This window comes from Streptomyces sp. NPDC102441 (assembly GCF_044765585.1).
In the GTDB taxonomy this organism is placed as follows: domain Bacteria; phylum Actinomycetota; class Actinomycetes; order Streptomycetales; family Streptomycetaceae; genus Streptomyces.
Genome location: NZ_JBIWKH010000011.1, coordinates 264282 through 287886, shown reverse-complemented (window position 1 = coordinate 287886; position 23605 = coordinate 264282). Strand labels below are relative to the sequence as shown.

At 70.2% G+C, this 23605-nt stretch carries 16 protein-coding genes; 5 read left to right on the top strand and 11 right to left on the bottom strand.

Going from position 1 to position 23605, the window contains the following annotated elements:
• Nucleotides 1-13: 13 nt before the first annotated feature.
• The gene (locus tag ACIREO_RS25140) at nucleotides 14-2578 is read right to left on the bottom strand and encodes a family 78 glycoside hydrolase catalytic domain (protein WP_404113995.1); all 2565 of its coding nucleotides are present in this window, start codon (nucleotides 2576-2578) and stop codon (nucleotides 14-16) included.
• 290 nt (nucleotides 2579-2868) lie between these two features.
• Between ACIREO_RS25140 and ACIREO_RS25135 the strand changes: the two genes are divergently transcribed.
• From ACIREO_RS25135 to ACIREO_RS25120, 4 genes are read left to right on the top strand one after another with little or no spacing between them, the layout of a single operon-like run.
• Nucleotides 2869-4590 (top strand): hypothetical protein, encoded by a 1722-nt coding sequence (locus tag ACIREO_RS25135; RefSeq protein ID WP_404113993.1) that lies wholly within the window; start codon nucleotides 2869-2871, stop codon nucleotides 4588-4590.
• Nucleotides 4587-5996 carry a glycoside hydrolase family 28 protein gene (locus ACIREO_RS25130; RefSeq protein WP_404113991.1) on the top strand — a complete coding sequence of 470 codons (1410 nt, stop codon included), beginning with the start codon at nucleotides 4587-4589 and terminating at the stop codon, nucleotides 5994-5996. Before ACIREO_RS25135 ends, ACIREO_RS25130 begins: the two co-directional genes overlap by 4 nt.
• Nucleotides 5993-7351 carry a glycoside hydrolase family 28 protein gene (locus tag ACIREO_RS25125; RefSeq protein WP_404113989.1) on the top strand — a complete coding sequence of 453 codons (1359 nt, stop codon included), beginning with the start codon at nucleotides 5993-5995 and terminating at the stop codon, nucleotides 7349-7351. The genes ACIREO_RS25130 and ACIREO_RS25125 overlap by 4 nt, the downstream gene beginning before the upstream one ends.
• Entirely contained in the window at nucleotides 7332-9017 is a 1686-nt protein-coding gene (locus tag ACIREO_RS25120) for an acyltransferase (protein ID WP_404113987.1), read from the top strand. Before ACIREO_RS25125 ends, ACIREO_RS25120 begins: the two co-directional genes overlap by 20 nt.
• On the opposite strand, the gene ACIREO_RS25115 is transcribed toward ACIREO_RS25120, so the two are convergent.
• Complete coding sequence (locus tag ACIREO_RS25115) at nucleotides 9014-11011, bottom strand: hypothetical protein (RefSeq protein ID WP_404113985.1); 1998 nt, start codon at nucleotides 11009-11011, stop codon at nucleotides 9014-9016. The two genes, ACIREO_RS25120 and ACIREO_RS25115, sit on opposite strands and share 4 nt — an antisense overlap.
• 146 nt (nucleotides 11012-11157) lie before the next feature.
• On the opposite strand from ACIREO_RS25115, the gene ACIREO_RS25110 reads away from it, so the two are divergent.
• Entirely contained in the window at nucleotides 11158-12642 is a 1485-nt protein-coding gene (locus ACIREO_RS25110) for an ABC transporter substrate-binding protein (protein WP_404113983.1), read from the top strand.
• Between the two features lies 1 nt (nucleotide 12643).
• Here ACIREO_RS25110 and ACIREO_RS25105 read toward each other — a convergent pair whose 3' ends face one another.
• Genes ACIREO_RS25105 through ACIREO_RS25065 form a run of 9 tightly spaced genes read right to left on the bottom strand, consistent with a single transcriptional unit; the run spans nucleotide 12644 to nucleotide 23384 of the window.
• Nucleotides 12644-13621 carry a DUF5605 domain-containing protein gene (locus tag ACIREO_RS25105; RefSeq protein WP_404113982.1) on the bottom strand — a complete coding sequence of 326 codons (978 nt, stop codon included), beginning with the start codon at nucleotides 13619-13621 and terminating at the stop codon, nucleotides 12644-12646.
• Complete coding sequence (locus ACIREO_RS25100) at nucleotides 13618-15039, bottom strand: DUF4038 domain-containing protein (RefSeq protein ID WP_404113980.1); 1422 nt, start codon at nucleotides 15037-15039, stop codon at nucleotides 13618-13620. Before ACIREO_RS25100 ends, ACIREO_RS25105 begins: the two co-directional genes overlap by 4 nt.
• Nucleotides 15036-16142, bottom strand: coding sequence for an exo-alpha-sialidase (locus ACIREO_RS25095; protein WP_404113978.1), 1107 nt, complete (start codon nucleotides 16140-16142; stop codon nucleotides 15036-15038). The genes ACIREO_RS25100 and ACIREO_RS25095 overlap by 4 nt, the downstream gene beginning before the upstream one ends.
• A complete protein-coding gene (locus ACIREO_RS25090) occupies nucleotides 16139-17191 on the bottom strand; it encodes an ABC transporter ATP-binding protein (RefSeq protein ID WP_404113976.1) in 1053 nt (350 codons plus the stop codon). The genes ACIREO_RS25095 and ACIREO_RS25090 overlap by 4 nt, the downstream gene beginning before the upstream one ends.
• Nucleotides 17188-18228, bottom strand: coding sequence for an ABC transporter ATP-binding protein (locus tag ACIREO_RS25085; RefSeq protein WP_404113974.1), 1041 nt, complete (start codon nucleotides 18226-18228; stop codon nucleotides 17188-17190). The genes ACIREO_RS25090 and ACIREO_RS25085 overlap by 4 nt, the downstream gene beginning before the upstream one ends.
• 9 nt (nucleotides 18229-18237) lie before the next feature.
• The gene (locus tag ACIREO_RS25080; RefSeq protein WP_404113972.1) at nucleotides 18238-19395 is read right to left on the bottom strand and encodes an ABC transporter permease; all 1158 of its coding nucleotides are present in this window, start codon (nucleotides 19393-19395) and stop codon (nucleotides 18238-18240) included.
• Nucleotides 19396-19401: 6 nt separating this feature from the next.
• Nucleotides 19402-20403, bottom strand: coding sequence for an ABC transporter permease (locus tag ACIREO_RS25075; RefSeq protein ID WP_404113970.1), 1002 nt, complete (start codon nucleotides 20401-20403; stop codon nucleotides 19402-19404).
• 18 nt (nucleotides 20404-20421) lie between these two features.
• Complete coding sequence (locus ACIREO_RS25070; RefSeq protein ID WP_404113968.1) at nucleotides 20422-22428, bottom strand: ABC transporter substrate-binding protein; 2007 nt, start codon at nucleotides 22426-22428, stop codon at nucleotides 20422-20424.
• On the bottom strand, nucleotides 22425-23384 hold the full coding sequence (locus ACIREO_RS25065) for a dihydrodipicolinate synthase family protein (RefSeq protein WP_404113966.1): 960 nt from the start codon (nucleotides 23382-23384) through the stop codon (nucleotides 22425-22427). Before ACIREO_RS25065 ends, ACIREO_RS25070 begins: the two co-directional genes overlap by 4 nt.
• Between the last annotated feature and the right edge of the window lie 221 nt (nucleotides 23385-23605).

Here is a 23605-nt window from a genome sequence, read left to right as displayed (position 1 = left end):
TGGTCCGGGCCGTTCACGCATGGAGCGACCAGTCACCGGGGACGGTGAACTCCCAGCTGCCGTCCGGCACTTCGCGCACATCCCGGCCGCCGTCCGGGAGGGGCAGCTCCACCCGTGTGGGCGCGCCGGGCGGCAGGGTGACGGTGAGCCTGAACTCGTCCGGACCCCGGTACCAGGTCACGGCGGCACGCCCGCGTGGTGTCTCGTACCAGGCGCTCGCCCGGGTGAGACCGCCCACCGGGGCGGGACGGACGACGATGTGCTCGTACGCGACGGAGTCCGCGGCCTGCCGTAGCCCGGCCAGGGACGCGGTCAGCCATTGGGCGGCGGCGCCCAGCATGAAGTGGTTCTGCGAGGATCCGCGGGTCGGGCCGTCCCAGCGTTCCGTCAGCGCGGTCGCACCGTGGGCGAGCTGGTAGCCGTAACTGGGGCTGTCGGTCCGGCCGAGCACGTCGGCGACGACGTCGTCTCGCTCGTGCGCGGACAGGACGCGCAGCAGCGCCGGAAGGGCGATCTCACCGACGGTGACATGGTTGTTCTCCGCGCGGATGGCGTCGACCAGATGCGCCAGGACTGCCGGGGACTCGCCGGCCGGGACCGCGCCCATGTCCAGGGCGAGGGCGTCGCAGGCCTGGCTGCCGCTGCCGTAGGTGTGGTCGAGTGGGTCGAAGAACCGCGTGTGGAAGGCTTCGGCGATCCGGTCGGCGAGCCGCCGGTGGGCCGCCGCTTCGTCCGGCCGCCCGATCGCTGCGGCGATGTCGCCGAGCGCGGTGACGATGCGGTGGTGTGCGTGGGTCGCGGTGACGGCCTTGGGAGTGGAGTCGTCGAAGGCGATCCAGTCGCCCAGACCGTGCTGCAGCAGCAGCCCGTCGTCGGAGCGGGAGTGCAGATGGCCGAGGTAGCGCAGCATGTCCGGGTAGTGGGTGCGCAGCGTCGTGGTGTCGCCGTATGTCCGGTACAGGTACCAGGGTGCGAGGACGAGGGCGCCTCCCCAGTTGGCGTCGTCGCGGAACTTGTCCTCGAAGACGGTGTACTCGGGGGCGATGCCCGGGACGAGTCCCGACGCGGTCTGCGCGTCGGCCATGTCGCGCACGAGTTTGCGGTAGTGGGCGGCGACGTCGTAGCCGTACGCGACCGCGGGGAAGACCAGGTGGGTCTGCTCCAGCCAGCCGAGCTTCTCGCGGTGCGGGCAGTCGGTGAGGACGCTGAACATGTTCCCCTGGACGGCACGGTCGATGATGCGGTGGATCCCGTTCAGCAGGTCCGACGAGCAGCTGAAGCCGCCCGCCCGGGTGTTGGCGGTCCGCATCACCTCGCCGTGCACGGTCTCCGGGGATGGCGCGCCGGGCAGTTGCTCGACCTGGAGATAGCGGAAGCCGTGGTAGACGGTGGCGGGTGCCCATTCCTCGCCCTCCGGGTCTCCCCGCAGGGTGTACTTGTCGTAGCAGGGGGTTCCGGTGAACCGCTGGTTCACCGTCCCGTCGTCGGCGAGCAGTTCCGCGGGGCGGATCGTGACGGAGGTTCCGGCGGGTCCCGTGACGTCGATACGCGGGCGGCCGGCGATGTTCACGCCGAGATCGAAGACATGCGTCCCGGGGCGCGGTTCGCTCACGGAGACCGGTGCGATGGTGTCGACGACCTCGACGGGCGGATGGGTGCGGGCGTTCAGCGTCACGCCGTCGAGCGGGGCGGGTACGGCGGCGGTCCATGTCCGGCGGTCGTGGCCTTGGCGGTTCCAGCCGGGCCGTTCGAGGCGGGCGTCGTGCTCCTCGCCGCCGAACCAGGCGGACAGCGTGACGGGGCCTTCCGCGGCCCGCCAGGTGTCGTCGGTGACGATCGTGGTGGACGTGCCGTCGGCGTGAACGGCGTAGAGGACGGCGAGGGCGCGCGGTCTGCCGTGGTCGATGTGGAGTTTGGCGTAGCGCCCCGGTACCCGTGGTGCGTGCGCGATGCCGTTGCCGAGGCTCAGCCCCACGGTGTTGTCGCCCGCTCCCAGAGCCCCGGTGATGTCGTAGGTGGCGTAGAGGAGGCGCGTGCCGTAGGCGGTGTAGCCGGGTTCGAGGAGGGCGCACCCGGCGCGGACACCGTTGACGGAGGCCTCGTAGGTGCCCAGCGCTGTCGCGTACAGCCTGGCCTTGACCGGGGCGGACGGCAGCCGGAAGTCCTTGGCGAGGAGGGGTAGCCGGGAGGTGCCGTCCGCGTCCGGGGCGGTGATCCAGTGGGCGCCGTCCCAGTCGGACTCCGTGGGGAGCCCGGTCTCCCAGGTGGCGGCGGAGCTCCATGCGCTCCAGGGCGAGGTGCCGTCGTCGTACCGGGCCCGCACCCGCCACCAGACGCGCCGCCGCGCGCCGGGGGGCCTGCCGTCGTAGCGGGCGCCCGTACTGCGGGGGTCCTCCACCTGTCCGCTGTCCCACAGGTCGCATGTCCCGGATTCCAGGAGGCCGGGGCTGGTGGCGGCCTGGATCCGGTACGCGCGCTGCCGGCCGCCGGGCCGCCAGGACAGGTCGGGGTGCTGCTCGTCGATGCCGAGGGGCTCGGCGAGGTGGGCCGTACGCAGAGCGTGCGGTGCGGTCGTCATGTCCCGGGCTCCCTGCGTCGGTCAGTGGTGATGTCGGTGGCTCGGGTCCGCCTCCGGTTCGAGGGCCCCCTGCCCCCTCCCCCTGCAATCGTTGCTGGCATGCCACTTGAGAGGGTCGGATGCCCGGAACCGTAGAACCCCTGGAGAGACGCGTCAACACCGCGGGCCTCCCCAACACACGGCTGTGTACTGCGCTTTCGAACCCCTTGACGCCCTTCACCACCGCGCTTAGCGTCTTTTCCGGACGCCTGCATCACTGTTCCTCCGGACTCCGAGACGGCGTGAAGACTATGACTGGCATACCAGCAACTCTCCTCCTGGAAGAACGGGCCGAGCTGGCCATGAACGCCGTCGTGGGTCTGGCCGACCCCGACCTCGGCGGCATCCCCTTCTTCGGTGCGGACCTTCTCGCCGACCCGGCCGAACTGCGCCACGGCGACTGGGACTACGGCTCCAGCCACGGCAGGCTCACCGACGCGGCGGTCCTGGCCCGTCAGATGACCGGCGCCTCGTCGTGGAGCGACGTGGAGACGATGTACAAGAAGACGCTCCTCGCTCTCATCGGCGAGGACGGGCTCACCCGGCGGCGGAGCCATCCGCGCGGCCACTGGGAGCCGAACGCCAACCTGATCGACCAGCGGGCCACCCTGCTCGCGCTGACCACCTGGTACCAGGAGAGCCGGGACGAGCGGGCTGCGGCCGCCGCCGACCGGCTGGTGGCCGCGCTGCACCGGATCGCGGTCAAGGAACGCGATGTCTGGTACTACCCCGCGTCGGAGTACACGGACCGGGGCTGGCCGTCGGCCAACGCCGTACAGCTCCACCTGGCGCCCGACCCGGCGTCCTTCTGCGGGCGCCTCATCATGCCGCTGCTGCGGTGGCACCGGCTGACGGGGAACGAACAGGCCTGGGAGCTGTGCGGCTGGTTCACCCGGCTGATCACCGAGTACAGCGGCGTCTTCCTGCCTGACGGGTCGTTCAATCCGGCGCTCGCCTACCGCAGCGGGCACTTCCACACCCGTCTCGGCACCCTGGACGGCATCGCCAGGTACGCGGTGGACTCCGGCAACCACGCGCTGACCGAGTTCGTGCGCCGCTCTTTCGACTGGGCGCTGGGCCGGTGCACAGCCTTCGGCTGGACGCCGGGGGACCTGGCCGGACAGCGCTTCGAGCACGAGACCTGCTCCCTGGTGGACCTCATCGCCGTCGCGGGGACACTGGCCGGTGCGGGCCACGACCGTTACTGGGGTGTTCTGGAACGCTTTCTGCGCGGACATCTGACGTCCGCCCAGCTCCTCGACGTCTCCTGGGTCCGCTCGGCGCCCGACCGCGGGCTCGACGAACCGGGGTGGATCACCCGTCACCGGGTCGGCGAGCGACTGCGCGGCGCGTTCGTCGGCTACGGAGCCCCCAACGACTACGTCTCGGACAGCGTCCTCGGCCGTGGCCACACCGCCGACGTGCAGGCCTGTTGCGTGGGCTCCGGCGTACGCGGCCTGTTCACCGGCTGGTCCCTCGCGGTGACGGGCGACGAACGGCTGGTCCGCGTCAATCTGCTGCTCAACCGTGGCAGCAGGTTCGTGAACGTACTCAGTCATCTGCCCCACACCGGGCGGGTGGACCTCGACATTCGCGAGGACTGCCGCGAGCTGCGTCTGCGCGTTCCCGACTGGGCGGGCTACGCCCACGTCCGGGTCGTCCGCACCCCAGCCGGAGGCCCCGAACTGGTGCGTCAGGGGAGCGAGCCCGGTCTGTGGGCGCCGGACGGATCGCTCTCCGTGCGCGATCCACGCGTCGGCGAGCGCGTCACCGTCACTTTTCCCCTGCCCGAGACCCTCACCGACGAGACCGCCGCCGGCCGCGACTACCGCGTGCGCTGGCGGGGCGACGACGTCATCGGTATCGAACCGGAAGGAAAGACCCGGCCCATGTATCCGCACCGCACTCCCGCGCCGCAGGCACCCCTGCGCGAGCGCGCCCTGCACGTTCCCGCGAAGGAGTGGTCCTGGTGAGCGGCCCCGACCGCCGGACGTTCCTCGCCGCGGCAGGACTCTCCGCCGCCGGAGTGGCCGCCGCCCCGGCCGCGCGGGGCGCGGAGTCCCCCGCCGTGCCCGGGGCGCGGCGCAGGGCCGCCCGCATCCTCGCCGGGGTGCGCGACCCGCGCTTCCCGCGCCGCCGTGTGCCGATCACCGACCACGGCGCGGTCGGCGACGGTGTGCACGACTGCACGGAGGCGGTCCGCTCGGCCGTCGAGGCATGCGCGCGGGCGGGCGGCGGGCACGTCGTCGTGCCGCCCGGCGAGTGGCTGACGGGAGCCGTCCATCTGCGCAGCCGGATCGACCTCCATCTGGAGAAGGGCGCCACACTGCGGTTCCGGCAGGAGCCGGGGGCCTACCTGCCGGCCGTCTACAGCCGGTACGAGGGCACGGAGTGCTTCAACTACTCGCCGTTCGTCTACGCCTTCGAATGCCACACCGTCGCGGTCACCGGGCTCGGCACCCTCGACGGGCAGGCCGACTGGACGCACTGGTGGGACTGGACGAAGGGCGTCGACGAGGCGCCCGCGCCGCAGAACGCGGACATCGCGCAGTTGCTGGCCTGGGGCGAGGCGGGAGTCCCTGTCTCCGAGCGGGTGTTCGGCGACGGCCACTGTCTGCGGCCGAACCTGGTGCAGTTCTACCGCTGCAGTGACGTGCTCATCGAGGGTGTCACCGTTCGCAACTCCCCGATGTGGAACATCCATCCGGTGCTCTGCACCAACGTCACGGTCCGCGGCGTCACCGTGGACAGCCCGGTCGGCCCCAACAACGACGGCGTCGATCCCGAGTCCTGTTCCTATGTCCTCATCCAGGACTGCCTCTTCGACACCGGCGACGACTGCATCGCGTTCAAGGCGGGCAAGAACACCGACGGGCGGCGTGTCGGCGTACCGATGCAGCACGCCCTGGTCGAGCGGTGCGAGATGCGCGACGGCCACGGCGGAGTCACCATCGGCAGCGAGACCTCCGGCGGTGTATCGGACATCGTCGCCCGGCACTGCGTGATGGACAGCCCCCGCCTCGACCGGGCCATCCGCCTCAAGTCCAGTCCGCTGCGCGGGGGTTACATTCGTGACGTGCTGTGCCACGACATCACGGTGGGCGAGGTCGGGGACGCGGTCGTGGAGATCGCGCTCAACTACGAGCGGGTCGAGACCGGTGACTTCTATCCCGACGTGCGCGACATCGCGGTCCACCGGGTCACCACCACGGCGGGGCCGCGCGCCTGGACCTTCATCGGCAACGACGCCAACCCGATCCACGACGTGCTGCTGAGCGACTGCGTCTTCGACGGCATGACCGGCCCGAACGAGCAACGGAACATCGAGGGTCTGGTCCTGCGCCGCGTCACCATCAACGGCCAGGAGGCCTCGCCTTGACGGATCCGACGCATGTTACCGACGGGTCGGGGAGGAGCCCGGTCCGGGACCCGTGGCGCGAGGCAGACGCGGTCGTCGCCCGCGTCGTGCCGCCCCGCTTTCCCGACCGTGTCTTCCCGGTGACCGCTTTCGGAGCGAGTGGAGACGGCCGGACCGACTGCACCTCCGCACTCCGGCGCGCCGTGGCAGCGTGCCATTCGGCGGGGGGCGGGCGGGTCACCGTCCCGCCGGGGGTCTTCCTCACCGGGCCGGTGCGGCTGCGCAGCCATGTCGAACTCCATCTGGAGGAAGGCGCGACACTGCGCTTCAGCCAGGACCCGGACCGCTATCTGCCGCCCGTACTCACCCGCTTCCAGGGCGTCGAGTGCTACGGCTACTCCCCGTTCGTCTATGCCCGGGACGAGCGTGACATCGCGGTCACCGGGCTCGGGACCCTGGACGGTCAGGCCGACGAGGAACACTGGTGGCCGTGGTCCGGCCAGGAGGAGTTCGGCTGGCGGCCCGGGGTGAGGCACCAGGAGGAGGACTGGCCGGACCTCTGGCGGCAGGCCGAGGACGGCGACCCGGTCGAGCAGCGGGTGTACGCCGACGGGCGGCGTTTCCGGCCCAACTTCATCGAGTTCCAGCGGTGTCACGGCGTCCTGATCGAGGGGGTGACGATCATCCGGTCCCCGATGTGGGAGATCCACCCGGTGCTGTGCGGCAACGTCACCGTCCAGGACGTCGTCATCGACAGCCCCGGCCCCAACAACGACGGTATCGACCCGGAGTCCTGCCATGACGTGGTGATCCAGCGCTGCGACATCACCGCCGGGGACGACTGCATCGCCATCAAGTCGGGCCGCGAGGCCGACGGCCGCCGCGTGGCGACGCCCAGCGAGAACATCGTGATCGAGGACTGTGTGCTGCGGCACCGCTACGGGGCGGTCACGCTGGGCAGCGACATGACCGGAGGCATCCGAAACGTTTACGTACGCCGCTGCCGCATCGGCGGCCCCGGCCTCTATTTCGGCCTCTACATCAAGACGAACTCGGTACGCGGCGGCTTCGCCGAGAACGTCCATCTCGCTGACCTGACGGTCACTCACCTCACCAAGGAGTTCATCACCTGCGACTTCGAGCGGGGCGAGGGGGACACGGGGGCGTATCCCCCTCGGGTCGAGAACGTCAGCGTGAGCCGGGCGACCGTGGGCCGGGCGCGCCGCGGGGTCCTGGCGCGCGGGTACGGGCACGCTCCGATCCGTGAACTGCGCTTGGAGGAGTGCCACTTCACAAGTCTGGCGGAGGAAGACATCGTCGAGCACGTGGACGGATACGTGAGGGAGAAGGTGACCGGTGGGTCCGACGGACGGTGAAACACGCCCCGGGCGGTACGACTACTGCCCGTGGGAGTTCTGGAGCAGGAGCGGCAAGGAGGAGCGGGCCGCGCAGCTGGCCCACCAGGCGGAGCTCGTGAAGCGGTTCGCGGCTGAAGGGGGCACAGCGGAGTTCGGGGACCGGGTGTTCGTGTCGCCGTGGGCGGGGGTCCACACCGATTCCCTGCGGCTCGGCGACCGCTCGTACATCGGGGCGCACGCCGTGGTCACCGACGAGATCGCCATGGGTCGCAACTCCACGCTCAACCCGTTCTCCACGGCACGCGGCAAAGTGGTGATGGGGGATGGTGTGCGAGTGGGGGCCCATACCTCGCTGCTCGGCTTCAACCATGGTTTCGCCCCGGACGAACCGGTGCACCGTCAGCCACTCACCTCGAAGGGCATCGTTCTCGGCGACGACGTCTGGATCGGCTCGCACGCCGTCGTCGTGGACGGGGTGACCATCGGTGACCACTGTGTCGTCGGGGCGGGAGCGGTCGTCACGAAGGACCTGCCGGCCTGGTCGGTGGCGGCGGGCAGCCCGGCCCGCCGGCTGCGCGACCGGCGGGACACCACGACGGCCGGCCCTGGTGCACCGCGGCCGGGGCCGGCGGCGGGCAGTCTCGACACGCGGCTGGAACGCTTCGCGCGACGCTCCAGGGAACAGGCCGGCGAGGTTCTGGGGCGCTGCCGTCCGGACGGGTCCTGGGTCGAACGGCCAGGCGCCTCGCCGACCGTACGCGCTGTCTGCGACGCGGTGGAGATCGCGGACCTGCTGCTGGGCGGACCGCCGCCCGGTGAGGACCGTGACGCGCTGGTGGAGCGGCTGCGTGCCCTCCAGGACCCGGTGACGGGTCTGGTGGCGGAGTTCGGGGGGCCCTCTCCGTCCCTCGACGACCACTCAGCGATGTACCACATCCTCTGCGCCGGCTACGCGCTCGAACTGCTCGGCTCACGTTTCGCGCACCCGGTGCGGGCGGTCACCGAACTGCCGGCGGACCGGTTGGTGGAACGCCTGGACGGGCTGCCGTGGAGGACCGAGGCGTGGCGCAGCGGCAACTGGGTGGACGGGGCCGCCACCGCCCTCCACTTCGCCTCCCCCGGCTCCTCGCCGCAGACCGCGACGCTGTTCGGCTGGCTGCTGACGCGGGCCGACCCACGGCACGGCCTGTGGGGTGCCCCGGACGCGAAGGAGGGCTGGCGGCAGCCGGTGAACGGGTTCTACCGGACGTCACGCGGGTCCTTCGCACAGTTCGGGCTGCCGGTGCCGTATCCGGAGCGGACCGTGGACACCGTGCTCACCCACAGCCTCGACCCGGCCTGGTTCGGCCCTGACCGGGGCACGGCGTGCGATGTCCTCGACGTCATCCATCCGCTGTGGCTCTGTGCCCGGAGTACCGGGCACAGAGCGGGCGAGGGCCGGGACTGGGCTCGGGGGCAGCTGGAGCGGGTCCTGGCCCGGTGGCAGGACGGCGCCGGGTTCTCCTTCGCCCTGGAGCCCGGGGAGCGGCCGGACCGTCTCGCCGGTCTTCAGGGCACGGAGATGTGGCTGGCGGTCACCTGGCTGCTCGCCGACCATCTCGGGTCGGGCGAGGCGCTCGGCTACCGCCCCAGAGGCGTGCACCGCCCCGAACCGGCGCGCGCGGGCCTCGGCCGGGCGGATTAGGCGGCCCGCATCCGCAGCACCTGGGACAACACCTGGGCGGTCACCCAGGAGGGGTTCCAGGTGTTGCTGTTTCCACGGTCCTGCCAGTTGGTGGGGAAGAAGCCCTCCGCCTGCTCTCCCGGTGCGTCGAACCCCCACTCCCCCGCCCGGGTGCAGACGCCCTGCCCGAAGGCGTTCAGGACCAGCTCCCCCATTTCCCGGTACACCGGCCGGTCCACGAGATCTCCGAGGCGGGCGAGTTCGTACGCCGGGAAGAACACGTCGACGTGGTGGTTCTGGACGCTGACGCCCGGCCAGCCGGTGGTGGCGAATCCGTTCCTGAAGGGCGGGTTCCACTGGTACACCCAGGTGAGGAGCCAGTCGGCGGCCTCCTGGGCGCGGGCGCGCCACCGCTCATCGCCGGTGAGCCGCAGCAGCTCGTACACGCACAGGAAGTAGGCCATGCCGCCTTCCTTGTCCTCGCAGGCGGCGTCGAGGGTGGCGCGTGCGAAGGGTGTCGAGTAGTCGTCGGCGTACCGCCGGTGGTAGTGCTCCACGAGTGCCTCGGCGTCCTGGAGCAGGTCCTGGTCCTCGGTGACGCGGTAGGCCTTCAGCATCGCCAGTACGCAGGGCAGGCCGGCCGTCCCGGCGAACGAGGCGAGGGGTGCCCCGTCCGGACGCCAGCCGAAGGGCGTCGGGCCGTCGCCGCAGGCGGCCCGCACGCCCGCGGTGAGTGCGTGCACCCAGGCGTCGGGGACGTCGGTTCCGTGGCGGCGGAAGAGCCGAACGATGTCGGCGAGGTCGCAGAGATTGTCGCCGAGGGCACGGGCCGAGACGTACGGCCCTTCCTTCCCGTCGAACCCCGTCCACGTGCGGTCCTCGGTGGCGTAGAAGCTCAGGCGCAGTCCGGGGGCGTCCGGGAGCGAGCTGCCCGAGAGGTAGAACTCGACGGCTCTGCGGCAGCGTTCGACGCGCCGGGGTTCGTCGTTCTCGATGCCCAGGCGGGCGTCGCACCAGGCGAGCCGGAGGCTCTGCCCGGTCCACCCGTACATGAATCCGGCGGTGTGGCCGGGGCCGATGAACTTGAGGTAGCCGGCGGCTTCGCCGTCGTCGTGCCAGCGCCGGTCGAGTGCCGCCGTCTTGAGGCGTACGAGTTCGTCCGGCGACAGCGGGCTCGCTCCGCGCGGCCGGTACAGGGCGTGGCCGCGGTGCACGAGCGCGCGGAAACCGTGGCCCGGCCGTGTGGGGTGCCCCCAGTCCAGGGCGTGATGGGTGTGGTAGCCGGTGCCGGCCGCGAGGTCGCGGTATCCCTCCTCGCAGGGGGCGGTGCGGGCCTTGTGGACATAGGCGGTGTCGGGGCGCCCGTCGAAGAGCAGTGCTCCGCTCACAGCGAGCAGGGTCACCCCCTCGGGGCGGTGTGTCGCGCCGAGGGAGCCCGGTCCGGGTCGGGCGGCGTAGAGGGTGGCATACCGGCTTGCTCCGTCCGTCTCCCACTCCGCGTGCACGCAGGGGACGGGCAGCCGGTGGTCCTCCACGACGAGGCCGCCGCAGTCCGCCGTGAGGCGCGGCACGGTGCGTTCGGGGTCGGCCGACGGATTGCCCCGGTACAGGACCTGGGGCAGGGTGACCGCCTCGGGCCGCAGTGCGGGCAGCGGCAGAGCGATGCCCAGGACGACGTCCGCGCGGGGCGTTCTGCCGGTGTTGCGCCAGGCGGTCCGCAGGTGCAGGAGATCGCCCTCGAACACCAGGGAGAGCGATACCTCCAGCCCGGGGAGGCCTTTGAGGGTGCAGCGCACCTCCAGGCCGTCTCCGGCCCTCGCCAGCGCGCTGGAGCGTACGCCTGGCCGGGAAGGCGCCCAGGGACGCCCCACGGACACCACGAACATGGCGTCCAGCGGGACGACGAGGGGGGCGTCGCCCTTCCGCTCGGTGTACCCGAGGACGAGGTCGGGCGACCTTTCGGTGGAGCCTTCGGCGAACTCGGCGTATCTCTCTCCGCAGCTGATCCGGAACATTTGCAACTCCCGTCTTTGTAGGGACTGTTGACCGCATCTTCTGTCAGGTGAACCATTGTGGCATTCGCCTGGCATACCAGTGGCGTTCCTTTGCCGATCGTGTCTTCCGACCGTCGGCGATCCCCCTCCGAAGGAGAGGCACCCGTATGACCGCACAACCGCAGCAGAGCGAACAGCAGCCGCCGAGCCGCCGGAAGTTCGTCGGCGGTGCCGCGGCGGCGGTGGGCGCGGCAGCGCTCACCGGCGTCACGCTCGGGGCGTCCGCCCCGGCTCAGGCTCGTCCGGCCACCGGGCGGGCAGCGGCTGCCGCTTCGGCCGCCAAGTGCACCGTTGTCCCCAACAAGTACGACGAGCCGTTCGAAGTGTGCGACGACGAGCTGTTCATCTTCATGGCGAACTACAAGCCCTTCGAGAACCCGGGCTTCTTCGACAAGGTCATCGGCGACGCGATGCGCGCGGCCTTCCCCGGCGTCAAGATCAAGGCGGTGGCCTGGGACCAGCCCGTGCGCTACGAGGACCTCGAGAAGGCGGGTGTCGTACCCGACATCATCCTCGAGGACCCGCGCCGGCGTATCGACCGCGACCTGGAACCGCTCGGCTGGACCCGCGATCTCACCGACGACCTCCGCACCACCGGCATCGACCTCGGCTCGCTCAACCCGGCCGCGGTCGCTCAGGTGAAGGCCCGCTCGGACGGCGGGATGTACGGCGTGCCGCTGTTCGTGGACGAGTACGTGATGTTCCACAACAAGAAGATCTTCGACATGAAGGGACTGAGAACACCGGCCAGCGGCATCACCTACGACGAGGCGTTCCGCCTCGCCAGGAAGCTGACCTTCGAGAAGAACCTGGTCGCGTACAAGGGATATCTCCAGCACCCGGACCTCTATCTGGAGTTCAATCAGCTGGGGCTGTACCCGTTCGTGCCGGGACCGGGCGGTACCCCGGCGCCGGAGGACGTGAAGGTGAACATCACGTCGGAGGGGTGGCAGCGGCTCGGCACCAATCTGGAGCGCTTCCTGCTCCACCCTCACAACATCTTCACCACCGTCGACGACTACCTGCTGACCGGTCATGTGGCCATGGCGGTCGACAGCCTCTGGAAGCTCAACGCCTACGCTCTCAGCCCTCTCTACCTCCAGGAGGACGACGCCGAGGAGTGGCGCGGGCTCGCCGGCGGCGTCGAACTGGGCATCTCGTCCGTGCCGGTGCTGGGCGGCGGAGACGACGCGGTCTACCAGCCCAACAGCATCGCGGCGTTCCTGCCCCCGCAGTCAGCCAAGAAGGCGCAGGCCCTCCAGGTCCTCAAGTGGCTGGTGTCCCAGGAGGGGCAGGTCGAGCTGGCCCGGCACGGCATGAAGCCCGCCCTGCGCTCGCGGGCTGTCGAGGCGGCCTTCGGCACCGCGATCCCCGAGCTCGACGGGATCGACACCTCGGCGGTCTTCTGGGGGGACAACGCCGTCCTGCAGAACTACGAGAACACGGAGTACTGGGACCTGCCCATGTACTCGGTGTTCCGGCAGCACGTCCTCCAGGACGGCCTGCGGGTGTCCTCGGCACTGAAGGTCACCGAGACGGTCGACATCCCCGCCTACATCAAGTCGCAGGTGGCGGCCGGCTTCGACTGGTGAGTCACCGCCTGCGGAGCCGTACCGCGAGATACGGCTCCGCAGGCAGCTCGACCGTCACCGGGCCACCGGCGGCGTCGTCCAGGGCTCGGACGGTCATGTTCCAGGTGTCCAGGATCTCCACGCTCCACGGGCCCCCGGCGAGTGCGAAGGGCCGGCGGGGATAGCGGTGCGGGCCGAGATACTGCAGGACGTATTCGCCCGGCGCCTCCAGCGTCGAGGCGTCGTGTGTCTCGGGGGTGTGGCCGAGACCGGCCGGTGCCTCGTCGAGCACCGCCCGTAGGAACGCGACGCGTTCGACAGCGGTGCCGCTCAGCTGCCCGCCGCCCCCGCTCCAAGGGGCCGGGCCCCACGACTCGGCATGCGCGCCGTAGCCCCCGCGGCATACCGCTTCCCAGATCCGGCACAGCAACTCAGCTCCGGGCAGGGCGTGTTCCGGGTCGTCCGGGTCGTCCCCCTCGGCGCCGCAGTCGTCGACGACGACCGGCTTGCACAGGTCCCGGACCAGTCCGGACACGGCCCGCGTCTGCGGGTGCGCCACGGAGGCGTGCGTGATCCAGGGAGCGCCGAAGTCGGTGCCCGGAGCGCCGTGCACGGTGAGCGGGTGATGGCCGTGGTCGTGTTCCTGGATGTCGGTCTGCGCTTCCGGGTCGGGCGGCGCACACCACCACACGTTGGACCGGCCGGCGAGCCGGGTGACGGTCCCGGGGATGTCGCGGCCGTGCAACAGGACCTCCGCCTGTACGCCCATCGCCCCGAGTGCCCCGATCTGGTGGTCGAGGCGGTCCAGCGGCAGGGAGGCGTCGAGAAGCCGCACCTTGTTGAAGGGGGACGCCGCCAGCGCGCGAAGTATGTCGTCGTCGGCCTGCGGGACGCTGGTGGTCCAGGGGTGGAACGGGGTGCCGTCGGCATGCCGGAAGCGGGTGCCGTGCACCCGTACGGGGCCGTGGGCGGCGTGCGGGGTCGGGGGGTGGGTCGTCATGTCGCCTTCCGGATACGGAGTGCCAGGTCCGGCCGGTGATCCAGCGGCACGCGCACCGTGCCGCGGTGCGGCCCGCCGGGCAGCGGGGTCACCGTCATATTCCAGGTGTCGATCAGGTCCATGCCCCACGGGCCGCCGTCCCCGGGCAGCGTCACATCGCGGTGGCGGTGGCGCCGGTCGCCGAAGTAGACGAACTCGTCTTCGGGGGAGCCCTCCCACAACCGCCGCAGGAACGCGATGCGGGACGGGATCTCGCCGTGCAGCCGGCCGCCCCGGGAGATCCAGGCCCAGTCGTCCGGGTCCTGCTCCGGGAAGCACTCGCCGTGGCCGACGTAGGCGCCGGCGGCCATGCCGTGCCAGAACTGCCGCAGCAGTACCCGTCCCGACAGATTGCCCCAGCGGCGGCCGAGGATCCCTTCGTAGCCGATCTCGTCGATCACCACCGGTTTGGGGACCTGCTCCAGCCAGTCCTGGGCGAATCTCGCGTCCCAGTGCTGGATCGACTGGTGGGTCGTCCAGGCGGTGCGGAAGTCGTAGATCCGCTCGTACTCGTACATCCGGGTGCCGTTGTGGATGGACCTGAGGTGCTGGTAGGGGTCCGACCGCTGGACGTACTGGCCGATGCGGTCCCAGTCCTCGACGGTCTTCGCGGTGTTGAAGTCGTACTCGTTGGCGATCGACCACCACACGTTGCGGTAGGCGGCGAGGCGAGCGACGACGTGGCGGACGAGGAACAGGTCCTCTTCCCGGCTCATGTCGTCGACGCCCCAGTGCCCCTTGTCGTACGGGTGGAGGATGATGACGTCCGCCTCGACGCCCAGGTCCCGCAGGTCCCGTACCCGACGCTCGAACCGGTCGAAGAAGGCCGGGTCGAAGCGGGTCCTGTCGAGCCGGCCGGGCCTGGGCGGTCCCGGGGTGAGGCCCGGGAACACGAGTCGAGGCGGGTTCATGTCCCGGGTCGGCAGCAGGCACATGCGGACCTTGTTGAACGGGGACGCGGCGAGGGTGCGCAGCGTCTGTTCCTCCGCCTTGTCGTCCTCGTCGTGGGTCCAGTGGTAGCAGGTGGTGCCGAAGGGCAGGTAGGGCGTGCCGTCGGCGTACCGGAAGGTGCGCGGCCCCGCCACACGGACCGGGCCGTGGTTGCCGGGGCCTGCCGGTGTGCAGGTGAAGCCGCCCTCGGTGCCGTCGAGGGCGGGTGCGGTGGAGCGCGTCGTGTACGTCCATGGGCCTTCGCGGTCCGGCATGAAGCGCACACTGTGGATGTTGTCACCGTCGTGGAAGCCGTCGGCGCGCACCACCCGGTGACCGTGGCGGAAGTCCGCGCCGAAAGCGACGTCCTGGTAGGGGTTGCCGGCGGACGGGCCGTTCAACGTCAGTTCGAACGTGCCCCATCGCTCCACCGTTTCGCCGACGGTCATGAGCGGCCCTCCCTGACCCAGTCCTCGGTCACCGTCACATGTCTGATCGTCTTGCGGAGGTAGGAGTAGGCGATGTGCAGCAGACCGTCGCGGCTCTGCATGATGCACGGATAGGAGTATCCGTATTCGGTCTCCCGGTACTCCTCGTCCGCGGTCTGCAGGTCGCGGCGCCAGGGCCAGGTCCGTCCGTCGTCGTCGGACAGTGCCACCGTGAGGGGTGTCCGCAGTGCCTTCCTGCGCCGGCCCGGGCCCTCCCCCACCCAGCGGAACTCGCCGCGTTCCAGGCTGGCGTGGTTGTAGACGAGAGCGAGCGCGCCGCTGCCGAGTCCGGTGAACTGGATCCCCGAGTTGTTGTTGGGCAGTTCGGTGGGCACCGCCCGGCTCCAGGTGCGGCCCGCGTCGGTGGAGGTCACGGAGTGGATGCGGTCGGCCGCTCGGCTGCGCAGCAGGCCGAGCAGTGATCCGTCGACCCGGCGGACGACGGTCAGCTGGACCAGGTGGTCGGTCCCGGCGACGTCGTACTCCTTCCAGCCGGCGCCCTGGTCCTCGCTGATCAGGACCGTGCTGTGCTCGGCGTCGCGGCGGCAGCGGTAGGCGGGCAGCAGCCAGGTGCCGTCGCCGGGGTCCAGCGGAGGGTTGCGCACGTAGACGCCGGGTCCCTCGTGGGCGATGTGCGGGGGGTCCCAGGTGCGGCCGCGGTCGTGCGAGACACGGGCGACGAGGTGCGCGGTCTTCTGGTCGTGCGGTTCGTTCGACGGGTGGAAGAGCCACACGGTCCCGTCCGGCAGCTGGCCGAGCACGGGGTTCTGTTCGGAGCGGTCCGGGTCGGCGGACAGCGCGACGGCGCCGGACCACCGGTCAGCACCCAGCGGCAGCCGGGAGAGTACGACGTTCGTGTCGCGGTCCCCCTCGTCGGGGCCGTTGAACCAGGCGCACAGTACGTCGCCGTCGTCGAGTTCCAGGAGACTGGCGGCGTGGCTGTCACCCGGGTGCGGGGCGGGCAGCAGCGCCTCCCGGACGGCGGGCTCACCCGGACGGGGACGCAGCACGCCGTCGAACCTCGGGTCGTGCGCCGGCCGGCTCCCCTGTTCCGTCTCCGTCATGCTCCGACTCCTTTCAGGTCCAGCTCTCCGGCGAAGTGGCAGGCGGCCGTCCGGCCGGGAGCGGTCTCCCGCAGCGAGGGCACCTCCGTACGGCAGCGGTCGCGTGCGTAGAAGCAGCGCGGGTGGAACGGGCAGCCCGGTGGCACGTCGGATGCGTCGGCCACCTCACCGCGCAGTACGACGCGTTCCCGGCGGCGCGCCCCGGGGTCGGGGTCGGGCACCGCGGACAGCAGCGCCTCGGTGTAGGGGTGGAGCGGCTGCCCGTACAGGTCCGCGGTCGCCCCGGTCTCCACGACCCTGCCCACGTACATCACCGCGATCTCGTCGGCCATGTACTCGACCACGCCCAGGTCGTGCGAGATGAAGAGATACGTCAGGTAGGACTCGTCCTGGAGATCCTTCAGCAGATTGAGGATCTGGGCACGCACCGACACGTCGAGCGCGCTGACCGCCTCGTCAGCGACGACCAGACGCGGCGCGAGCGCCAGGGCTCGTGCTATGCCTACGCGCTGGCGCTGGCCGCCGCTGAAGGCGTTCGGGTAGCGGCGCAGGTATTCGGGGCGCAGACCGACGCGGCGCAGCAGTTCCGCGACACGTTCCTCGGTCTCGGCGCGGCCGAGGCCCAGATTGACGCGGAGGGGCTCGCCGATGATCTGGAGCAGCGTCATGCGCGGGTTGAGCGAGGCGAACGGGTCCTGGAAGACGAGCCGGATCTCGCTGCGGTACGGCTTGAGGGCGCGCTCGTCGAGCTGGGCGAGGTCGACCACCGTGCCGTCCGTGCGACGGTAGGAGATCTCCCCCGAGGTGGGTTCGAAGACCCTCATCAGGCAGCGGCCCAGGGTGCTCTTGCCGCAGCCAGACTCGCCGACCAGGGCCACGGTGCGTCCGGCCGGCACGGTCAGGTCCACGCCGTCGACGGCGCGCACCTGGCCGACGGTGCGTCCCAGCAGTCCGCGGCGGATGGGGAAGTGCTTGGTGAGTGCGTGGGTGCGCAGCAGGGGGGCGTCAGCGGCCTCCGTGACCGGGGCTTCGAAGGAGGGTGCGGTCATGTGGTGGTCTCCTCGTACAGCAGGCAGCTCACTGCTCCGGGGCGCCCTGGGTCCGACACCGGCTCCGGCACGGTGACGTCGCAGCGGCCGGCCATGAACTCGTCGCAGCGCGGGTGGAAGGGGCAGCCGGACGGCCGCCGGTAGGTGTGCGGGACCATGCCGCGCACGGGCTTCAGCCGCTCGCGCGATCCGGACCCCAGCTTGGGCACGGACCGCAGGAGCGCTTTGGTGTACGGATGGCGCGGAGCCCGGAAGACGTCTTCCACGCGTCCCTCCTCGACCACGGTCCCCAGGTACATCACGGCCACACGGTCGGCCATCTGGGCGGCGACCCCGAGATCGTGGGTGATGAGCATGACGGACATCCCGGTCTCCTGCTGGAGGGTGCGCAGCAGGTCGAGGATCTGGGCCTGGGTGGTGACGTCGAGGGCCGTCGTCGGTTCGTCGGCGATGAGCAGCTGCGGGCCGCAGGAGAGCGCCATGGCGATCATGGCGCGTTGCAGCATGCCTCCGCTCATCTGGAACGGGTACTCGTCGACGCGCCGCTCAGGAGCGGGGATTCCGACGCGGCCGAGGAGTTCCACGGCGCGTGTACGCGCCTCGGCCTTGGTCACGGGTTCGTGCAGCCGGATCGCCTCGCCGATCTGGTTGCCGAGCGTGTGCATGGGGCTCATCGAGGACATGGGCTCCTGGAAGACCATGGCGACGCGTTTGCCTCGCACCTCCCGCACCGTTGCCGGGCCGGCCGTGACCATGTCGGCGGTGCCGTCGTCGGTGCCGACCCTGATCTGCCCGGCGGTTATCCGGCCGGGCCGGTCGACCAGGCGCAGGACGGAGCGGGCCATGACGCTCTTGCCGCAGCCCGACTCGCCCACGACGGCGAGGACTTCGCCGTGTCCGATGGTGAGGTCGACGCCGCTGACCGCGTGCACCACGCCGTCCTCGAGCTCGAACCGGGTGTGCAGGCCCTCGATTTCGAGGATGTTCCGTGACGGTCGCGTCAGTTCCTGCTCCCGCGATGCTTCCGTTGCCGGCATCGCGCCCCCTTACTGTTTGTACGGGTCCGCGGAGTCCCGCAGCCCGTCACCGACGAAGTTCATGGCGAGCACGGTCACGAAGACCGCCGCTCCGGGTATCAGCAGCCACGGCGCGGTCTCCAGCGTCCGTACGTTCTGCGCCTCCTGGAGCAGGACGCCCCAGCTGACGGCGGGCGACTGGAGGCCGAGGCCGAGGAAGCTCATGGCGGTCTCGCCGAGGATCATCGCGGGCACGGCCATGGTGAGCGACGCGATGACATGGCTCGACATGGACGGCACCATGTGCCGGAAGATGATCCGGACACGTCCACAGCCGTCCAGCCGGGCCGCGGTCACGAAGTCCTCCTCGCGGAGGGAGAGGAAGCGCCCGCGGACCACCCGGGCGAGTCCGGTCCAGCCGATCACGGAGAGGATGGTGGTGATGGCGAAGTACCGCATCATCGGTCCCCAGTCGGCCGGCACCGCGGCGGAGAGCGAGAGCCACAGCGGCAGCGTCGGGATCGCCATGAGGAACTCGATGATCCGCTGGATGAGTGTGTCCGGGGCGCCGCCGAAGTATCCGGAGATCCCGCCGAAGAAGAGGCCCAGGAGGAAGCTGACGGCGACGCCGATGAGGCCGATGGACAGTGAGACCCGCGAGCCGTGGATGATCAGGGACAGCAGGTCGCGTCCGGACCGGTCGCTGCCGAGGAAATAGACGCTGTCGTCCGCGTCGGCGGCGCCGATCAGATGGCGGTCCCAGGGGATCAGCCCCCACATGTCGTAGGAGTCGCCCCGGGCCAGGAACCGTACCGGGACGCGCTGGTCCGGGTCGGCGGTGTGGATCTGTTCGAATGTCTCCGGGTCGCGGACCGTGCGGTAGCCGTTCACGTACATCCGCAGGCCGTCGTCCCAGCTGAGGTCGACCTTGACCATCTGGGGCGGGGCGTAGGTGTGTTTCGAGTCTCCGGAGCTCGGTGAGCCCGGTGCGAGGAACTCCGCGAAGACGACGACGAAGTAGGCGAGCAGAACGACCACGGCGCCCGCCACCGCCAGCTTGTGCTTGCGGAACTTGCGCCACACCAGACGCCAGGGGGAGTTGTTCCGTCCGGACGCGACGTCCGTGTCGGCGCCGGCGTCCTCGTCGGCCGGCGGCGCCGCGGCCGGCTTCTTGGTCCTGGTCAGCACGGAGCCTCACCCTCCCTCGTAGCGGTGCCGGATTCTGGGGTCCCACCAGGCGAGGGCGAGGTCACTGACCAGAGTTCCGATGACGGTCAGGGTGGACAGGATCAGGATGAAGCTGCCCACGAGGTACATGTCCTGGTTCTCCACGCCGCTGAGCAGAAGCGGCCCGGTGGTCGGCAGGCTCATGACGATGGAGATGATCGTCTCGCCGCTGATGAGTCCCGGCAGCAGCCATCCGACGGTGGAGAAGAACGGGCTCAGGGACATCCGCACCGGGTACTTGAGCAGCAGCTTCCACTCGGGCATGCCTCTGGCCCGGGCGGCGACCACATACGGTTTGTACAGCTCGTCCAGGAGGTTGGCGCGCGTGATACGGATGAGGCCGGCGGTGCCTGACAGGCCGATGATCAGGATCGGCAGCCAGAGATGTCCGGCCAGGTCGAGCAGTTTGCCGAGGTTCCATGCGGCGTCCTGGTACTCCGGGGAGAACAGGCCGCCGGGACTCTGCCCGAAGAAGCGCATGCCGGCCCACATGAAGACCAGGGCGAGAAGGAACTCGGGCACCGCCATCCCGAAGAAGCCGAAGAACGTGGCCACGTAGTCACCGGGCGAGTACTGGCGTACGGCGGAGAAGATCCCGATGGGGAAGGCGATGGCCCAGACGAACAGCAGTGTGGAGACGGAGAGGAAGAAGGACAGTCCGACCCGGTCCCAGATGAGGTCGGAGACCGGCCTGCTGTTCCAGGCGAAGGCCTGTCCGAAGTCGCCGTGGAAGATGATGTTGGAGATCCACTTCCAGTACTGGGCGAGGAAGGGCTGGTCCAGCCCGTACCGTGACCGCAGGGCGGTCAGCTGCGCGGTGCTCATCAGCTCGCCCCGGCTCTCCGCCTCGGCCTGGAGGGTCGAGACGTAGTCGCCGGGCGGCAGGCTGATGATGAAGAACGAGGCCAGCGAGACCGCCCACAGGGTGACGACCATCCACATGACCCGGCGCATGAGGAACGAGAGCATGGGAGTCCGCCTTCCGCGTCAGGCCCGGCCCGAGATGAAGTACGTCGACGGATTGCTCGGCCCCGGGGCCTGGTGCGCCACCGCCGCGCTGAACTTCTTCGGGACGTTGTGCACGTTGTTCCTGACGATGCCGTACTCGGCGGGCGGGGTGGAGATCCCGATGTAGTAGAACTCCTCCTTGGTGATCTCCAGGATCTGCTTCGCCAGGCCGAGTGCCTGGGACGGGTCGAAGGTGACGCGCATCCGGTCGAAGAGTTCGAGCTGCTCGCGCACCCGGGCGGGCGGCTCCTCCCCTGCCTTGCCCTCCCGGGTGTACCACTTGGCCCACTCCCCGCCGAACCGGGAGGATCCGCGGGGGTTGGAGGGGAGGTAGTAGTGGTTGCCGCCCGCGCCGGTGCGCACGTCGAAGGAGCTGCCCTGCCAGGTCGCGCCCTCCGACTCACCGGCCTCGACGCGTTCCCAGTACAGGGTCTCGGCGAGCCGCTGGATGTTCGCCTTGACGCCGACCTTCTGCCAGTCGGTCCGGATGAGGTCGAGGGCGTCCACCTGGTCCGGCTGGTCGGAGACGACGAGCACCGTGAAGGAGAGCGGGTCGCCGTCCTTCGTGAGCCGCGTGCCGTCGCCGTTCCGGCGGGTGAAGCCGGCCTTGTCCAGGTATTCGTTCGCCCGGGCTGCGCTGTACTCGGTGTACTGGCTGCCGAGTTCACGGCTGTACAGCTCGTCGCCCTCGACCGGGCCGCACTGCCAGGGGCTGCCCTGGCCGCCGTAGATGGTGTCGATGATCTTCTGCCGGTCGATCGCGTGGGAGAGACCGATCCTGAAGTCCTTGTTCGCGAACAGCTCGCGCTTCTTCGCGTCGGGGTGCGTCTGGTTGAAACCGATGATCATCGTGTTGGCCAGGGCGGACTTCACCTCGATGAGCCGGTAGCCGCCCTTCTGCCGGTTCCGGGCGATCACGGGCTTGTTGCGGATCGTCCCGAAGTGGCTGAGCTGCATGTCGAGGTCGCCGTTGGTGACCTTGAGCACCTCGACCTCGACGTCCTGGATGTTCTCGACGACCACCTTGTCGATGTACGGGAGCTGGCTCCCGTCGGGGTCGACCTTCCAGTAGTACGGGTTGCGCTCGGCGACGAGGCTGCTGCCCTTGCCGACCTCGTTCCTGGCCACCCAGGGGTTCAGGGTGGGCAGGTCCGGGTTGGCCCAGCAGTCCGCGCGCAGGGGCATGTAGTCGATCCAGCTCCCCAGGCCGGCCTTCTTGGCGAGGTCCTCCGCGCTCCTGCCGTGCTTGGGGTGGAACTGTCTCAGGTAGTGCGCCGGGAGGAACATGACGACGCCCGAGGTTCCCGCGATCTCCTCGATGAACCCCGGCTTCGGCTCCTCGTAGACGTACCGCACGGTGTGCTGGTCCACCACCTCGAACCGCGCGGGCTTACCGGACCGGGACAGCCACAGGTCGTAGACGCCGTCCTCGTGAAGGTCCGGGTCGATGTTGTAGTCCGTGTAGGCGAACGCGAAGTCGTCCGTGGTCACCGGTTTCCCGTCCGACCACTTCAGCCCTTCGCGGAGGGTGAAGACGAACTCCTTGCCTTCGCCCTTCACCTCGTACTTCTCGCACACGTTCGGGAGCATCTTCGTCCTGGTCATGCCCTGCCAGGTGGGCGCCCAGGAAACGAGCGGCTCGTAGCCCATGCTGTAGCGGAGCCACATCACGTCTTCCTGGGTGATCATCGCCGAGTGCCAGGTCCCGCCGTAGACACCCGTCTTCTCCAGCGGGGTCACCTTCGGCGGGGCGCCGGGCAGCCGGTCGGCGACCTTCGGGAGTTCGCCGGCGTCCGCGAGCTTCTTCAGTGCCGGTGCCTCCTTGCCCTTCGCACCGCCGGTGGCCGCGGTGCCCTCGGGTTCGGTGTCGAAGAATCCGCAGCCGGACAGCGACGCGGCCACCAGGAGGCCGCCGCCCGCCCGCAGGAGGGTGCGCCGGTCGAGCACGCCTCGCTGCGCCGGGGACGGCGTGCGGTCAGCAGTCATGTCCACGCTCCTTTGCGTGTACGTGCCGCTTCTTCCAGCTCGCGGACCTTGGGGACGACGGTGGCGGTCAGCTTGCGCCGCTCCTCGTCGTCGAGGCTCGCCAGCGGATCGGCGGCGTGGGTTTCGTCGATGCGGCCCAGGGCGGCCAGGACGAACTTGAAGGTGCTGACGAGCGCGGGGAGCGTCGGTTCGTGCCGCGCGGCGCGCATCAGGCCGAGCAGATCCTCCAGCTGTTCCTGGAGCATCCGGGCGTACGGCCAGTCCCCGGCCCGTGCCGCGTCGTACAGGTTGACCAGCAGACGGGGTGTCACATTGGCGAGGGAGGAGGTGGCACCGGCGACGCCGGCGTAGAGGGACAGATCGGTCAGGCTGCTGCCGCCGGCGAAGCAGCGTACGTCGACTCCCTCGCTGTCGGCCTGGCGCAACAGACGCCGAAGCCAGGTCATGTCGCCGGCGCTGTCCTTGATCCCGCAGAGCACGCCCTCACGGGTGAGGTCGATCACGCACTCCACGGTCAGGGAGCACCGGGTGAGCTGGGGCATGTGGTAGGCGAGGACCGGGAAGCCCACGGCCTGGGCCACGGCGCGGTAGTGGTCGCGGAGCTCTTCCCTGCCGTAGCCGGCGAAGTAGGGGGCGATGACGGCGACTTCGTCGGCTCCGGCGTCCAGTGCTGACCGTGCGTGACGCACGGTCAGCGCTGTCGCCGCGTCACCGACGTGCGCGATGACGGGCAGCCGGCCGCCGGCGGTCTCGGCGGCGACGGTCACGGCGAGCGCGCGATCGCCGTCGTCCAGCGCGTGGAACTCCCCCGTGGTTCCGTTGATCCAGAGGCCGTGGATGCCGGCTTCGATCAGTCCGGTCAGGTGGCATTCCAGCGAGGACCGGGCGAGTTCGCCCTTGTCGTTCATGGGCAGAACGGTTGGTGCGATGATCCCGTGGAGCTCGTGTCTCGGCATGGTACCTCGCGGCATGTCGGTGGAATGCCATGAGTCTCTTGAGCGCGACATCGGCCGTCAACCCTTTCGACACAGGCAATAGTCTGCGCACGTGGACTTCGATCAGGCCTGGTTCACCTGCGGCATACCACAGGGGCCCGCCCGTCGGGCACGGCGTCGTACGGGCCGCCCGGTGCGACGGATCCGGGCGGCCTTGCGCGGGTTGTGTCCGGGTCGGCGGT

Coding starts and splice junctions, on each gene's coding strand:
- ACIREO_RS25085 (WP_404113974.1), bottom strand. CDS start 18,228: ATGCCGGCAACGGAAGCATCGCGGGAGCAGGAACTGACGCGACCGTCA.
- ACIREO_RS25110 (WP_404113983.1), top strand. CDS start 11,158: ATGACCGCACAACCGCAGCAGAGCGAACAGCAGCCGCCGAGCCGCCGG.
- ACIREO_RS25075 (WP_404113970.1), bottom strand. CDS start 20,403: ATGCTCTCGTTCCTCATGCGCCGGGTCATGTGGATGGTCGTCACCCTG.
- ACIREO_RS25065 (WP_404113966.1), bottom strand. CDS start 23,384: ATGCCGAGACACGAGCTCCACGGGATCATCGCACCAACCGTTCTGCCC.
- ACIREO_RS25140 (WP_404113995.1), bottom strand. CDS start 2,578: ATGACGACCGCACCGCACGCTCTGCGTACGGCCCACCTCGCCGAGCCC.
- ACIREO_RS25135 (WP_404113993.1), top strand. CDS start 2,869: ATGACTGGCATACCAGCAACTCTCCTCCTGGAAGAACGGGCCGAGCTG.
- ACIREO_RS25100 (WP_404113980.1), bottom strand. CDS start 15,039: ATGACCGTCGGCGAAACGGTGGAGCGATGGGGCACGTTCGAACTGACG.
- ACIREO_RS25070 (WP_404113968.1), bottom strand. CDS start 22,428: ATGACTGCTGACCGCACGCCGTCCCCGGCGCAGCGAGGCGTGCTCGAC.
- ACIREO_RS25115 (WP_404113985.1), bottom strand. CDS start 11,011: ATGTTCCGGATCAGCTGCGGAGAGAGATACGCCGAGTTCGCCGAAGGC.
- ACIREO_RS25105 (WP_404113982.1), bottom strand. CDS start 13,621: ATGACGACCCACCCCCCGACCCCGCACGCCGCCCACGGCCCCGTACGG.
- ACIREO_RS25095 (WP_404113978.1), bottom strand. CDS start 16,142: ATGACGGAGACGGAACAGGGGAGCCGGCCGGCGCACGACCCGAGGTTC.
- ACIREO_RS25090 (WP_404113976.1), bottom strand. CDS start 17,191: ATGACCGCACCCTCCTTCGAAGCCCCGGTCACGGAGGCCGCTGACGCC.